13 protein-coding genes are annotated in these 13,583 nt (G+C 67.5%); 8 read left to right on the plus strand and 5 right to left on the minus strand.

Annotated elements, in window-relative coordinates; genetic code table 11:
• Window positions 1–134: 134 nt before the first annotated feature.
• Window positions 135–3,506: a P-loop NTPase fold protein gene (locus ACFULV_RS05395; protein ID WP_378653438.1), complete on the plus strand. Its 3,372-nt coding sequence runs from the start codon at window positions 135–137 to the stop codon at window positions 3,504–3,506.
• An 80-nt stretch (window positions 3,507–3,586) separates the two neighbouring features.
• Here the strand turns inward: ACFULV_RS05395 and ACFULV_RS05400 are convergent, their stop codons facing one another.
• The 4 genes from ACFULV_RS05400 to ACFULV_RS05415 form a co-directional block, all read right to left on the minus strand.
• Window positions 3,587–4,393, minus strand: coding sequence for a class I SAM-dependent methyltransferase (locus tag ACFULV_RS05400; protein WP_378653441.1), 807 nt, complete (start codon window positions 4,391–4,393; stop codon window positions 3,587–3,589).
• 8 nt (window positions 4,394–4,401) lie between these two features.
• Window positions 4,402–4,851, minus strand: a complete 450-nt coding sequence (locus tag ACFULV_RS05405; RefSeq protein ID WP_378637822.1) for a GNAT family N-acetyltransferase — start codon at window positions 4,849–4,851, stop codon at window positions 4,402–4,404.
• Window positions 4,852–4,953: 102 nt separating this feature from the next.
• A complete protein-coding gene (htpG, locus tag ACFULV_RS05410; protein WP_378653443.1) occupies window positions 4,954–6,915 on the minus strand; it encodes a molecular chaperone HtpG in 1,962 nt (653 codons plus the stop codon).
• Window positions 6,916–6,928: 13 nt separating this feature from the next.
• Window positions 6,929–8,581, minus strand: coding sequence for a TM0106 family RecB-like putative nuclease (locus tag ACFULV_RS05415; protein WP_378653989.1), 1,653 nt, complete (start codon window positions 8,579–8,581; stop codon window positions 6,929–6,931).
• Window positions 8,582–8,751: 170 nt separating this feature from the next.
• On the opposite strand from ACFULV_RS05415, the gene ACFULV_RS05420 reads away from it, so the two are divergent.
• From ACFULV_RS05420 to rraA, 7 genes are all read left to right on the plus strand, one after another.
• Entirely contained in the window at window positions 8,752–9,426 is a 675-nt protein-coding gene (locus ACFULV_RS05420) for a DUF6474 family protein (RefSeq protein ID WP_378653445.1), read from the plus strand.
• A 7-nt stretch (window positions 9,427–9,433) separates the two neighbouring features.
• Complete coding sequence (locus ACFULV_RS05425) at window positions 9,434–9,967, plus strand: hypothetical protein (RefSeq protein ID WP_378653447.1); 534 nt, start codon at window positions 9,434–9,436, stop codon at window positions 9,965–9,967.
• A gap of 41 nt (window positions 9,968–10,008) precedes the next feature.
• Window positions 10,009–10,662 carry a YcnI family protein gene (locus ACFULV_RS05430; protein WP_378653450.1) on the plus strand — a complete coding sequence of 218 codons (654 nt, stop codon included), beginning with the start codon at window positions 10,009–10,011 and terminating at the stop codon, window positions 10,660–10,662.
• Window positions 10,662–11,186 carry a copper resistance protein CopC gene (locus ACFULV_RS05435; RefSeq protein ID WP_378653451.1) on the plus strand — a complete coding sequence of 175 codons (525 nt, stop codon included), beginning with the start codon at window positions 10,662–10,664 and terminating at the stop codon, window positions 11,184–11,186. Before ACFULV_RS05430 ends, ACFULV_RS05435 begins: the two co-directional genes overlap by 1 nt.
• 6 nt (window positions 11,187–11,192) lie before the next feature.
• Complete coding sequence (locus ACFULV_RS05440; protein WP_378653453.1) at window positions 11,193–12,137, plus strand: CopD family protein; 945 nt, start codon at window positions 11,193–11,195, stop codon at window positions 12,135–12,137.
• A gap of 65 nt (window positions 12,138–12,202) precedes the next feature.
• Window positions 12,203–12,658, plus strand: coding sequence for an SRPBCC family protein (locus tag ACFULV_RS05445; RefSeq protein ID WP_378637803.1), 456 nt, complete (start codon window positions 12,203–12,205; stop codon window positions 12,656–12,658).
• Window positions 12,659–12,704: 46 nt separating this feature from the next.
• A complete protein-coding gene (gene rraA, locus ACFULV_RS05450) occupies window positions 12,705–13,193 on the plus strand; it encodes a ribonuclease E activity regulator RraA (RefSeq protein WP_378637800.1) in 489 nt (162 codons plus the stop codon).
• A gap of 22 nt (window positions 13,194–13,215) precedes the next feature.
• On the opposite strand, the gene ACFULV_RS05455 is transcribed toward rraA, so the two are convergent.
• Window positions 13,216–13,437, minus strand: a complete 222-nt coding sequence (locus tag ACFULV_RS05455) for an RNA-binding S4 domain-containing protein (RefSeq protein ID WP_378637798.1) — start codon at window positions 13,435–13,437, stop codon at window positions 13,216–13,218.
• Between the last annotated feature and the right edge of the window lie 146 nt (window positions 13,438–13,583).

Genomic DNA, 13,583 nt, shown 5'->3' on the forward strand with positions numbered 1-13,583 from the left:
CTCCGATTGCACGATCACGCCGGTCTTTGATAGTTCAGGCGCCGTTCGCGCTTCGTAGGGCAGCACCGACGCAGCGTTGGCCCGCGCTCACCGTATCCGGGCGCTGAACTGCGTCGCGGGGTTGAATTGATTGCGTGACTGCATCTTCGGGGGACCCGCAGCGTTCCAGCGTTGGCGGCGAGGCGGATTCGGGCAGCCCGCGACTACGTCTTCGACCATTGGGTAAGCCGCTCGTCGGGCACGCCGATGTTCTGTGGCGGGGCACGTGGGGCACAGTCGACGGAAAGTCACTGCTCGCCGTCGGACGCCAGGACAACTCCGTCCAGCTCTGGGACGCCGCCACAGGCGAACCGCACGGCACGCCACTCGGACACGCCGACTCAGTGACCTGGGGCGTCTGGGGCTATCTCGACGATCAACCACTCTTCGCGACCGGCAGCACCGACGGTGCCGTGCGGCTCTGGGACGCGCGGACCTGCCAACCACACGGACGACCGATGACCGGCCATGTCGGCCCGGTGGAATGGGGCGAGTGGGGTCGTGTCGCGGATCTGATGCTGCTGGCCACCGGCGGCCGCGACGGCACCGTCCGGCTCTGGGATCCGGTGACGGGTCGGCAGCACGGCGAGGCGTTGACCGGGCACACCGGGACGGTGGTCTGGGGCGCGTGGGGTGTCTTCGACGGACAACCGACGCTCGCGACCGGCGGCACGGATCACCTTGTCCAGCTCTGGGATCCGGCCACGGGCACACCACGCATCGACTTCGTCGGCCATTCCGGAACTGTGCAGTGGGGCGCGTGGGGCAGCATCGACGGCCGATCCGTACTCGCGACCGGTGATCATGTCGGGACGACCGGCCGCACCAAGCCGGAGGACCGAAGCGTTTGGCTGTGGGGTTCCACCTCGGGGCCCTTCGGGATGTGGTTGGAGGATCAGAGCGGGTTCGCCCGAGCGACCAGCTGGGGGGCATGGAGCACGGTCGACGGACAGTCTGTCCTCGCCACCGGCCACTTCGACGGCATCGTTCGGATATGGGGGATCGCGGGTGATCGAGTACGGCGGATACGGGAGCTCGACGCCTCAATTGCCCGGTGGGGTGCGTGGTGCGATGCGGCGGGACGGGCACTGCTCGCCACCGGCGGTGACGATGGCACCATCCGGCTGTTCGATCCCGCCACCGGGGAGTGGATCGAGCACATCACCGACCACACCGGCGGACTGCGTTGGGGTGCATGGGGAGTCGTGAACGGGCGCCCGGTGCTGGCGACCGGCAGCTCCGACAACACCATCTGTCTGTCGGAGCTCTTCACCGAACAGGTGGTCCAGCTCCTCCCCCCGAAGCCCGACAGCGCCGACACCCCGGACCACCTCGCCCGCGCCGATGACGCGACCGCACTCGCCGACATCATCACCTCGAGATCGACCTCCCTACCCATGGCCATCGGCGTCTTCGGCGAGTGGGGCGAGGGCAAGAGCCATTTCCTCGGCTTGGTCCGAGATCGAGTCGCCGGGGCGACACCCGATCCGTCCGTCCATGTGAACATCCGCCAGATCCGTTTCAACGCCTGGCATTACGCCGAGACCGACCTGTGGGCCAGCTTGGTCGCCGAACTGTTCGCCCAGCTCACCCAGGCCGACAGCCCCGCCGATACCGCGACCGCGCAACGTGGGATGTCCCGGCTCGAAGCCGAGCTCGTGGCCAGGCGCGGGCTGAACGAGCGGATCGCCGCCGAACGTGGCCGGCTGCGGGAGCTGGAAAAGACCAGGGCCCGCATATATTCGCCGATGACTTCGCTCGGTCTCTGGATCAAAGCCTTCGCCGAGAACAATGTCGCTGACACGCAGACCGAGAAGGACATCGATCGGATCGCTGGATGGCGAGAAGAGGGCGGCCGTGCCGGTTGGCTGACCTTCTTCGGTCTACTCGTCCTCGTCGGAGCCGGGGTCGCGGTGACGATCTGGCTGTCGGCATGGCTGCGGACCGCCGCACAGATCCTCACCGGCGGGGTCGGTGTGCTGCTGCTCGGTAGCAATTGGGGACGGATCAGCGCATTTCTCGACCGGTTCGATACCGAACTACGCGCGCTGACCGACGCAAGAAGGGCCGAGGAGGACAAGCTCGACACCGCGATCGCGGTGAGCAAGGCCAATATCGCCGAGCTGAGGCAAGACAGACAGAACCTCACTGCCGCGGGGCAGTTGGCGGGGTTCGTCGCCGATCGGGCGGGGTCGGGCGACTATCGAAGCAATCTCGGGATCATGACCCGCATCCGCGAGGACTTCGAGCACATGGCAGAACTGTTGCGGCGCAATGCCGAACGCGGCGCACCGCTCGAGGCGGAGTCTCCGCAGACCGAGGTCGACGAGCTGCCGCAGATCGATCGGATCGTCCTCTACATCGACGATCTGGATCGCTGCCCGCCCGACCGAGTCGTGCAACTGCTCGAGGCGATCCACCTGCTGCTCGCCGTGCGTCTGTTCGTCGTTGTCGTCGCGGTGGACCCACGCTGGTTGCTGCGGTCGATCTCGGTGCACTACCGCGAGATGCTGACCGCCGACCACGGCAACCAGACCCTGTTCACCGCAACAGAAGTCGATCCCGACGACGGCCACGCGTCGACCCCAGCGCAGTACCTGGAGAAGATCTTTCAGCTGGTGTACACGCTGCCGCCGCTGGACCGGGTCGGCTACACCTCGCTGATCGACGAAGTGGTTGGAGCACGGGCCGACTCAGTGCCCGGCGAGCGAACGACCACCCTCAGCGATACCACCGCGCCCTCCTCACAGCCGAACACCATCGCGCCGCGGACATACACACCCACCCCCGCTCTGGCACCCCCCTCGAACTCCGCAACGCGGGCCCCAGTGTTCAATCCAGCGCCCGTCGCTCTCCCCCGCCCCGAACTACACCGCCGGATCGCGCCGTTCGCCCTCACACAGGACGAACTCCACCTCATCCGCCTACTCGGCCCCCCGCTGATCACTACCGCTCGCTCGGTAAAACGCCTGGCCAACAGCTACAGCCTGCTCTCTGCCATCGAACGCCAGAAGGGAAACGCGAGCACCGAACAGGATCGGCTACCCGCAATGGTCTTGCTCGCCGCGCTCGTCGGCCTTCCCGAGCTCGGCCCGGTCCTGCTCACCCACTTGTATCGGACCGCACCCGAAACCATGTGGGCCGACTTCCTCACCGGCCTGCGCCCCGAACAGAATGGACCCGAACTGGACGACGGCTGGCGAAACAAGGCAGACGCACGCCTCACTGTCCACGAAGTGGAATCGTGGCACATTCTCGCCGACGCCCTGCAACAAATCACGACAGCCGCCGCCGCGCTGGGCATCGTTCTACCAGCGGCTATTTCGGAGTGGCAGCACTGGATCCAACCCGTTGGACGCCTCTCCTTCCCTGCGGGCCGGGTCGTCGCGGAACTCGGCAGGACGCGGAAATCCAGGCGAGAAAGTTCTCTCCCAATAGATGAAAGCCCCCTGTCGAACACTGCGTAATGGGTTGCGCATTGCTCCGGGCTGGTCACGGCACACCCACACGGCGCTCTGCCCACCCCGGGCAGGGCGCCGTCGGCGTCTCAGGGTGCGGTGCCGATGCCGAAGAGGGCGGTGGTGCGCAGCGGGGTGTTCGGGCGGTAGGTGACGGTGAGGTGGGCGATGGCCGCTTCGCTGCGGCGCTGCCATTCCTGCTCGCCCACTTCGTCTCTCACGACAGCCAGCGGCGCGCTGCTGCGGGACACCGATTCCCACAAGGCGGCGGCGTCCGGGTAGCGGAGTTCGGCGGTGTGCTGCTGGATCTGCACGTCGAGCAGGCCCGCCGCGCGCATCTCCGCGTCGAACACTCTGGGATTCTGGAGGCTGCGCGAATCCGGCTGCGGGAGTGTGGCCGTCGGGTCCGCCGCGGTCAGCGCGCCGAACAACGCTCGCATCAGGGAGGATTCGGCCGCGGGCGCCCAGGCGGCGACCACCGCGGTGCCGCCGGGACGCAGGACCCGGCACAGCTCGGCGAAGCCCGCGGGCCGGTCGGGGAAGAACATCAGCCCGAACAGGGAGAAGCCCGCGTCGAATCGGTTGTCTTCGTAGGGCAGGGCCTGTCCGTCGCCGACCTGCGCGGTGATCGTGGGGTGGTCGGCGGCCGCCGCGACCAGCTGGTCGATCATCGACGGCGAGAGATCGATGGCCTGCACCCGGGCGCCGAGCTCGGCCGCGGCGATGCTCAGCAACCCGGTACCCGCCGCGACGTCGACGATCTCCGATTCCGAGCTGAGAGTGACGTATTCGAGTGCGTGCGCGGCGAAGGGCGCGAGCACGGTCGCACCGGTCTCTGCGTATCCCTCGGCGACGAGGTCCCACGGACGAACATCGGAGGACAACTGTTCTGACATAACAACATTCATACCGGGCGGGAGAAGGTGATCAAGGCACGGCCGGGGCCGTTGTAGTCCGGGACGGGACCGGCGACCGCGAAACCGAGGCTGCGGTGGAAGTCGATCGAGGTGTAATTGGCGGGCGAGGTTATCGCGGTGACGGTGGTGCGGTTGTCGGAGCGGGCGATGGTGAAGAACGCTTCGTAGAGGGTTCTGCCCAGGCCTGCCTTGCGGGCGTCCGGGCGGACGGCGACGAAGTGGATGTAGGCGGTGTAGGGGTCGGAGGGTGAGCCGAAACCCACCAGGAAACCGGAGATTCCGTTGTCGTCGGAGGCGATCAGGCTGGTGCGATGGAAGTGGTCGAGGAACATGCGGGGAAGGTTGTGAACTGCCGCTCTCCCCCACCAGTTGTCGACCACGCCGATGATGCTGTCGTAGTCGTCGGGTCTTGCGCGACGAATCTCGTGCCCCACCATCACTCCATGGTGACCCTGATGTGCCCGCTCAGCACCAGAATTGCCGGTGAACAAAACTGCCCGCCACCGAAACGGCAGCGGGCAGTTCAGGATTTTCGCAGATCAGACGGTGCGGGTCAGGCGTTCGGTCAGCAGCTGGGCGAAGCGGGCGGGGTCTTTGAGTTCGCCGCCCTCGGCGAGAACCGCCGTGCCGTAGAGGAGCTCGGCGGTTTCGGCGAGTTCGGGGACCTTGCCCTCGTCCGCGTCGGACTTGCGGGCGTCGTAGGCATCGCGCAGGCCCGTCACCAGGGGGTGGGTCGGGTTGAGCTCGAGGATGCGCTTGGACTCCGGCAGGGCCTGGCCCGAGGCGCGGTACATGCGCTCGAGCATGGGGGTGAAGTCGTAGACGTCACCGACCAGGCAGGCGGGCGAGGTGGTGAGACGGTTGGTGAGGCGGACTTCCTTGGCGACGTCGGTCAGCGTGCTGCCGAGCCAGGTGAGCAGGTCACCGAAGTCCTTGTCCTGCTGTTCGCGCAGGGCTTCGGTTTCCTTCTTCTCGTCCTCGGTTTCCAGGTCGACTTCGCCCTTGGCGATGGACTGGAACGTCTTGCCCTGGAATTCCGGTACCGAACCGACCCACATCTCGTCGACCGGATCGGTGAGGATCAGCACCTCGCGGCCCTTGGCCGTGAAGGCTTCCAGGTGCGGCGAATTCTCCACCTGCGCACGGCTTTCACCGGTCATGTAGTAGATCGAGTCCTGCCCGTCCTTCATCCGCTCCACGTACTGCGCGAGCGTGGTGAGCTCGGACTCGGAGGCGGTGGAGGCGAAAGACGAGACGGTGAGCAGGGTTTCGCGGTTGTCGGTATCGGAGAGCAAACCCTCCTTGAGGACTCGGCCGAACTGCGCCCAGAACGTCTGGTACTTGGTCTGATCCTCGGCGCCCTGCATGTCCTTGACCGTGGACAGAACCTTCTTCACCAGGCGCTTGCGGATCATCTGGATCTGGCGGTCCTGCTGCAGGATCTCGCGGGAGACATTGAGCGAGAGGTCCTGGGCGTCGACGACGCCCTTGACGAAACGCAGGTACTCCGGCATCAGTTCTTCGCAGTTGTCCATGATGAACACGCGACGCACGTAGAGCTGCACACCGCGCTTGTGCTCACGGGTGAACAGGTCGAACGGCGCGATCGACGGAATGAACAGCAGCGCTTGGTATTCGAAGGTGCCTTCGGCCTTCATCGGGATGATCTCGAGCGGCTCATCCCAGGCGTGGCTGACGTGGTGGTAGAACTCCTTGTACTCCTCGTCGCTCACCTCGCTGCGCGGCCGCGTCCACAACGCCTTCTGCGAGTTGAGGATCTGGTCCTCGACGATGGTCTTCTCGACCTTGTCCTCGCCTTCGCCCTCGGTCACCGTGCGCTCGACCTGCATGCGGATCGGCCAGGCGATGAAGTCGGAGTACTTGCGGACGATCTCGCGCAGCTTCCATTCCTGCGTGTAATCGAACAGGTGATCGTCTTCGTCTGCGGGTTTGAGCTCGAGGGTCACCGAGGTGCCCTGCGGTGCGTCGGCGACGGTGTCGATGGAGTAGGTGGAGCTGCCCGCGGCGGCTTCCCAGCGGGTGCCTTCGGTCTCGCCTGCCTTGCGGGTGGTGAGGACGACCTTGTCGGCGACCATGAAGGTGGAGTAGAAGCCGATACCGAACTGGCCGATCAGCTCCTCGGCGGCGGCGTCGGACTTGGCCTCGGTGAGCTTGCGGCGCAGGTCGGCGGTGCCGGATTTGGCGAGGGTACCGATCAGGTCGATCACTTCGGCGCGGGACATGCCGATGCCGTTGTCGCGGACGGTCAGGACTCGCTTGTCCTGGTCGACCTCCAGCTCGATGTGCAGGTCGGAGGTGTCTGCGCCCAGGTCTTTGTCCTGGTAAGCGGCAAGTTTGAGCTTGTCCAGCGCATCGGAAGCGTTCGAGATCAGCTCCCGCAGGAAGGTGTCTTTGTTGGAGTAGACCGAGTGGATCATCAGCTCGAGGAGCTGGTGGGTCTCGGCCTGGAACTCGAGGGTTTCGACGTGCTGCTCAGTCACACCCCCGATGGTATTACCGTCCGAAATCGGCCAGTGAGGGAACCTCGTCTACGGCCCGCGTCGACATCCAATCGCGCAGCACCTGGGTGGCGCGGACATCGTCTTCGTTGTAGACGAACAGCCGGGTGCGCTGCGACATGTCGATGGCGTCGTCGTAGCCGACGGCACGGCGGTACCAGCCCATCGATGCCTCGCCGCCCGCTTCCGGATCACGCCAGCCGAACCCGGCGACCGGCGCGATCTTCTTGAGCCCCTTGCCGTTCGGGCAGATGAACTGCTCGGTGACGGCCTGGAACATGTCGACCCATTCCTTGGAGTCGACGAACGCGCGCACTTCCTCGTGGGTCGGCACGCCGGGGCGGCCGGCGAACCGGCGGGCCGATTCGTAGAGCCACTTGTCCTCGGCGGTTCGCGAATAGCAGTAGGCCGCAAATGTTTTGCCCTGGGCGTGGGCGTCGGCGCGCCGCTCCATCAGCCAGGTCCAGAACTCACCGAACGAGCGGCCCTCGTCCTCGGTGGGCAGCGGATCCCAGGTGACGAACGGGCGGTAGACGCCGTCGAGCAGAGTGCCCCAGAGGTAGGCGCCGTCTTCCTGGTAACTCTCCAGGTCGACGTCGATCTCCACATCGGCCCGACGCACGCTGACCTGCTCGAACCGGCGCACCAGCGGGGCGCCGTCGATCCAGGCGCGGGCAGTGACGACGGTTTCGGCGAACGGTCCGTGCTGCCAGTCGTCGGGATCGTCGCCCTCCCAGGCGGCCAGTTCGTCGACCGTTTCGATCCCGTGCAGGCGTAGCACATCGGCCCGCGAACCCGGCGCGACCAGGCTCACATCCCGCATCTGCGCCAGCGTGGCCTCACAACTGGGTTCAGCTGTGCCTGACTGCTGCGGGTCGGGCCCGCGCAACCACCACGGGCACTGCCTGCACTCGGGCACCTTCGACGGTTGGGTCGGCAGTTCGCCGCGCACCACCGCGATCCGGTCGGCGTAGCGCTGGTCGTAATCGGCCAGCACGTTCGTCAGATCGTGCACCAGGATGCGGTCACTGACCAGGCCGATCGCGCCGCCGATCAGGGCGGGGCTGGCCATTCCGTAGCGCTGCAACATGCGGTACAGGTGGGCGAGGCGCTGCTGGTCGCGCGGCTGCGGGCGCAGTTTCACGTGTTTGTCGCGGCGGGGCTGCCAGCGGAACAGGTCCGAGGTCAGCGGGTGGAAATCGGCCGGGTCGGGCCTGCGCGGGTCGGTGACCTTGTGGTTGACCACGATGATCGGGATATAGCCGCCACGGTCGTCGTCGCGCAGCAGGATCTCGACACCGCCGCGTCGCCCGGTATCGGCTTCCTGGGGCAGCAGCCCGCCCCAGATGCGCGGGGCGCCCGCCTCGATCGCGGCCATCGTCGCCGCGGCCTTGGCGGCGCCACGCAGGTCCGGGTCGATCACCACCCAGTCGGCGGGGGCGGCCGCGACCAGTTCGTCGCGGACCTTGATGCGATGGGCGGTGGCGGCGTCGCGCCGCTGCTGCACGCCCGGATCCTCGCGGACCTCGGCGAGCACGCCCGGATTCTCGGCATCGAGGCGCAGGCGATGCCTGCATCCGATCAGTGAACGCGCGTCCAGGAAGGCGGTGCGGAAATCCGCAGCGGAAGCGGGGACCGGGCTACGCACCGGCCCGCCGTCGAAGTCGTCCTCGGCTGCACGCACGCAAGCAGTATGGGCCTTACCCCCGACACAATGCCCAATCGCTACCCTGATCCCACTACGCTACGAAGAACGGCAGGCCGCTCGCAGGCGGTCCTGCCTCATGACTTGGCGAGCATGACGGAGGGCCTGATCCCATGGGGTTGTTCAGCAAGCGGAAGCGGCGGCCGAGCCGACGCGCTGAGGCGAAAGCACTCAAGCACAAAGCCGCGGTGGAGGCGAAGCTGAGCGCCAAGAACGAGCGCAAGGCGGCCAAGGCGGGCGAGCGCGTCACCCGGCGCGCGGCCAAGGCTCAGGCACGCACGGCCGACAAGGTGGCCAAGGCACAGATCGCGACCCTGCAGGCCGAGGAGAAGGCCGCGCAGAAGGCGGCCGCGAAGGCCGATCGCGAACTGTTCAGCGCGAGCCAGATCCGCAAGTACATCGGCGTGGCCCGGGTGCTGATCCCCGTACTCGCCCCGCTGGCCTATCGCGGCGCGACGATGGTGCGCGGGCAGCTCGACGCGCGCAAGGCCCAGCAGCTCGGTATCGGCATGGACCAGCTGAGCGAGTTCAGCGGCCACGGTGCGCGCCTGCAGGCCCGCATCACCAATACCGAGGAAGCCCTCGACAAGATCGCCGCCGACAAGGCAGGCGATGCCGACACCACGAAGTTCGTCGAAGCGGCCCGCTCGCGCATGGCCGATCTGAACGTGGCCGTGCGCACGGCCGAGCAGATGCCGGCCGCGCGTCGCAAGGCCGTGCACGCGTCGATCTCGGCCGAGCTGTCCGTGCTGGAGAACGACGTGCTCGCCCGCCTCGGCGTCCGCTGATTCTGTCGTGACAACGCCGCAGCTCACCTCCCGCTTGCGCGGTGGTGGCTGCGGCGTACTCGTGGGCGGGCTGGCGGTGGCCGCCCACGGGACAGGCGGCGGCGGGGTGCCACGGTCGTCGGAAATCGCACTGCTGCTGCTGGTTTCGCTGGCGGCCGGGATGTTCGCCCATGGCACCGGGCCACGCGGGCACTCGTCCCGATTCGCGCAGGCCGCGACGATGCGCACGGCCGCCGCGTTGATCGGTGGTCAGTGGGCCGGGCACTTCGCGCTGTCGGCGACACTCGACCATCACGGGCTACTGCATCTGCCGAGCCTGTCGATGATCGCCGCGCACCTGGTGGCAGCGTGTGCCTGTGCCGCCCTGATTCTCGTCGCCGAGCGGCTGTATCTGGTTGCGTCGAGCGTGATTCGGGCGGTACTCGGCAGTCCCTTCGCTGTTGTCCACCCGGCCGTTCGCTGGTTCGGCCCGCTCGCCGTCGCGCGCGGGGCTCGTCCGAGGGGTGCGCGATGTCCGCGCGCACCGCCGTTGTTCGCCTGATTCGCGACCACCTCAGAATTCTTCGGACGACAAGGCATTCCATGCACAACTTCATCACCCGCGGCACCGGCACCGTCGCTCTCGCGGCGGGCCTGGTCCTCGCTGCCTGCGGTTCGGCGGCCGCGCACGTCACCGTCGACGCTCCGGGCGCCGCCCAGGGCAAGTACACCGTCGCCACCTTCAAGGTGCCGACCGAATCCGATACCGCGTCCACCACCGCGCTGCGCGTCACCGTGCCGAACCTGAAAAGTGTTCGGACCGAGCCGATGCCGGGCTGGACGTCGAAGGTCGAGCGCAACGACAAGGGCGAGACGGTCGCCGTGGCGTGGTCCGCCGATCCGGGTAATCCCGGTATCGGACCCGGCCAGTTCCAGCGGTTCGTGCTCTCGCTCGGCCCGCTGCCGACGCAGGACACTGTGAACTTCCCGACCCAGCAGACCTACAGCGACGGCAAGGTCGTGGCCTGGGACCAGCCGAGCACCGGCGGCGCCGAGCCCGAGCACCCCGCGCCGACGATCACGCTGACCGCGAAGGGCGGCGCCGAGGGCGGCGATCACCAGGTCGCCTCCGGCGAATCGACCCAGTCGGAGACCGACGATGTCGCCCGCTGGATGGGTGGCATCGGCCTGGCTCTCGGCCTGTTCGCCGCCGCGCTCGGCCTCGGCCTCGTCTTTCGCTCCCGGCGGTCGTCGTGATGCGCAAGATGCTCGTAGGCCTGCTCGCAGTGCTGTTCGCCTGCGCTTTCGCGGCGGCAGGCACGGCGAGTGCACATTCCGGCGCGGTGAGCAGCGTGCCCGAGAACGGTTCGACGGTCGAGGTCGGACCGGCACGGGCCAGCGTCACCTTCAACGAGGAACTGCAGCAGAACTTTCCGTCGCTGACCGTGGTCGGGCCGGATGGCAGGCTGTGGTCGAAGGGCAAGGCGCTGGTCGAAGGACGCAGTGTGAGTGTGGAACTGGGTGACCTGGGGCCGGTCGGCGAGTACACGATCGCGTTCCGGGTCACCTCGGCCGACGGTCATCCCGTGAGCGGCACGAGGACTTTCACGCTGAGCAAGGCCGGCGCCGGCACGCCGGGCGCCCGTCCGGGTGAGGACACGGCCGAAGACGGCGGCGACGGCGGTGTGCCCGTGTGGATGTTCATCGCCGGTGGCGTGGTGCTGTTCGGCGCCGGCCTCGCGGTGGCGTTGCTCGGCGGCCGGTCCGGCCGCAAGAAGTAGTCGACGATGACGACCGGTCGCCGGGTGCCTGGTGCCGTGCTGCGGCAGTGGCGTGTCCTGGTGCCGGTCGTGGTCGCCGCGCTGCTCGGGGTGGTGCTGGCCTGGATATTGCGCAGCTCCGGCGGGTTCGCGTGGGTGGCGTTCGCGCGCGTGCTCGCCGATGGCGTGGGGGCGGCCGTGATCGGCCTCGCCGCGCTGCCCCGGCTCAACGACCGGCTGGCGGTCACCTGGCGACCGCTGGCCGCGCTGGCCGGTGTCTGGTTCGCCGCCGAGTTCACCGTGCTGGTGTGTGAGGCCGCCGAGATCGTCGGCGTGCCCGTGACCCAGCTCGACGCGGGCGATTTCATCACCTTCCTCGGCAGGCTCAGCGGCGGCCAGATCGGGATCGCGATCCTGTTCTGCACCGGCGCGATCGCCTGCTACTCGGCACTGGCCTTCCGCAGACCCGACACCGCGTCGGCGGATCTGGTGCTCGTGTTCGCGGCGGTCGCGCTGTCGCTGCGGCCGATCACCGGGCACATGTCCCAGCAGATGTTCGGCTCGGTCCTCGCCGCGGTCCACGCACTCGCCGCCGCCTTGTGGCTCGGCCTGCTGCTCGCGATGGTCCTGGTGCTGCGCACCCGGGGCGAATGGGCCGCGACGCTGCCGCACTACTCGCGGCTCGCCGCGCCCCTGGTCGTTGTCGTCGCGGTCACCGGCCTGATCAACGGCCTGGTCCGCCTCGGCGGCATCACCTCGCTGCTGACCAGCGGCTACGGACGGATTCTGCTGGCGAAGCTCATCATCCTGTGTGCGCTCGTCGCGCTGGGCTGGTGGTGGCGTCGATCCTGGGTCCGCAAGGCCGCCGACCACCGCGTCACCGCCGAGGTCTCCCTGCGCAACGCGGCGACCGAGGTACTGGTGATGGCGGTGGCATTCGGCCTGGCAGCGACGCTGGCGGTGACCGGGTAGTCACCTCGATCACGTTCGGCGCCGAGTGCCGTTCGACGCCGATTCCACCGATTAGAGTGGCCGGTATGACCGAAGTGAGGATTGCCGAAGATTGCGCCGCGCCCGCCGAAGCGGCGTTCGCGTTCATGAACGACTACCGCAATCTGCCGAAGTTCTGGTACGGCATCGAATCCTTCACACCCCTCACCGCGCAGACCGACGGCCTCGGCGCGACGTTCGACGGGAAGATGAAGCTGGGCCCCGCGTCGCTGACCTCGCGTGTCGAGGTCGTCGGCTGGGAAGAGGGCCGCTTGATCGCCACCAAGTCGATCAAGGGCATCGAGATCGTCGCGACCTTCAGGTTCATCCCCAAGGGTGACATCGCGTGCACAGTGGACGCGGACATCGATTTCTCCGTCGGCGGCGGCATCACGGGCAAGATGCTCAGCAAGACGATCGAGCCGTTCGTGAAGATCGCGGTTCAGCACACCACCGACGCGCTCATTCGCGAGATCGAGAAATCACACAGCGAGCAGGTCTGAGAGCCTACGAATGGCGCGGCCGAGCGGGCCTGACACAATCTGATCCATGACCGAATCAGCGAATGTTGTGGCCACCGCCGATCTGGCCGACGAGATCGGCCCCGAGATCCGTAGCTGCGATACGCAGTTCATCCAGTTCGGCGGCCGCGCCGAATTCTCGGGCCGGATCACCACGATCCGCTGCTTCCAGGACAACCTGCTGGTCAAGCAGACGCTGAGCGGGCCGGGCGAGGGCAAGGTGCTCGTCGTCGACGGCGGCGCGAGCGTGCACACCGCGCTGGTGGGCGACATCATCGCCGGCCGTGGCGTGGACAACGGCTGGGCGGGCGTGATCGTGAACGGCGCCGTGCGCGACTCCGCGATCCTGCGCACCCTCGACATCGGGGTGAAGGCGCTGGGCACCAATCCGCGCAAGAGCACCCAGACCGGCAGCGGCGAGCAGGACGTGCCCGTCGAGTTCGGCGGCATCACCTTCGTGCCCGGCGAGATGCTCTACAGCGACTCCGACGGCGTGGTCGTTCGCGCCGAGGACTGAGGGCGACGCGGGTGTTCGAGGGTCAGCCCTCGGACACCCGTACCTTGTTTCCGGCGAGGATCACGATGTCGCCGATCTGCAGTTGCCTGCCGCGGCGTAGCTCCACTTCGTCGTTGACGCGCACCAAGCCCTGCGCGATCACCGTCTTGGCCTCGGAACCCGAATCGATCAGGTTGGCCAGTTTCAGGAATTGCCCGAGCCGGATGACAACGTCATCGATCGGCACATCAACTGGTTCCGACATGCGCTAATACTTACCCGGTCGCGCGAAACCGGTCGCCACCGGCCCCGGCGTTGCGGGCGGTGACGAACACGCCGCAGCCACCGCCACCCGGATCCGGCTCGATTGGACGCACACTGGATCGGTGACTCCCACGCAGGCCGAGCAGC

Origin of the sequence: Nocardia sp. NPDC057272, from assembly GCF_042668615.1 — a bacterium.
GTDB lineage: Bacteria > Actinomycetota > Actinomycetes > Mycobacteriales > Mycobacteriaceae > Nocardia.

Excerpts from the sequence above, each read along its gene's own strand:
- ACFULV_RS05400 (WP_378653441.1), bottom strand. The coding sequence starts at position 4,393 with ATGTCAGAACAGTTGTCCTCCGATGTTCGTCCGTGGGACCTCGTCGCC.
- ACFULV_RS05405 (WP_378637822.1), bottom strand. The coding sequence starts at position 4,851 with ATGGTGGGGCACGAGATTCGTCGCGCAAGACCCGACGACTACGACAGC.
- ACFULV_RS05420 (WP_378653445.1), top strand. The coding sequence starts at position 8,752 with ATGGGGTTGTTCAGCAAGCGGAAGCGGCGGCCGAGCCGACGCGCTGAG.
- ACFULV_RS05430 (WP_378653450.1), top strand. The coding sequence starts at position 10,009 with ATGCACAACTTCATCACCCGCGGCACCGGCACCGTCGCTCTCGCGGCG.
- ACFULV_RS05435 (WP_378653451.1), top strand. The coding sequence starts at position 10,662 with ATGCGCAAGATGCTCGTAGGCCTGCTCGCAGTGCTGTTCGCCTGCGCT.
- ACFULV_RS05440 (WP_378653453.1), top strand. The coding sequence starts at position 11,193 with ATGACGACCGGTCGCCGGGTGCCTGGTGCCGTGCTGCGGCAGTGGCGT.
- ACFULV_RS05445 (WP_378637803.1), top strand. The coding sequence starts at position 12,203 with ATGACCGAAGTGAGGATTGCCGAAGATTGCGCCGCGCCCGCCGAAGCG.
- rraA (WP_378637800.1), top strand. The coding sequence starts at position 12,705 with ATGACCGAATCAGCGAATGTTGTGGCCACCGCCGATCTGGCCGACGAG.
- ACFULV_RS05455 (WP_378637798.1), bottom strand. The coding sequence starts at position 13,437 with ATGTCGGAACCAGTTGATGTGCCGATCGATGACGTTGTCATCCGGCTC.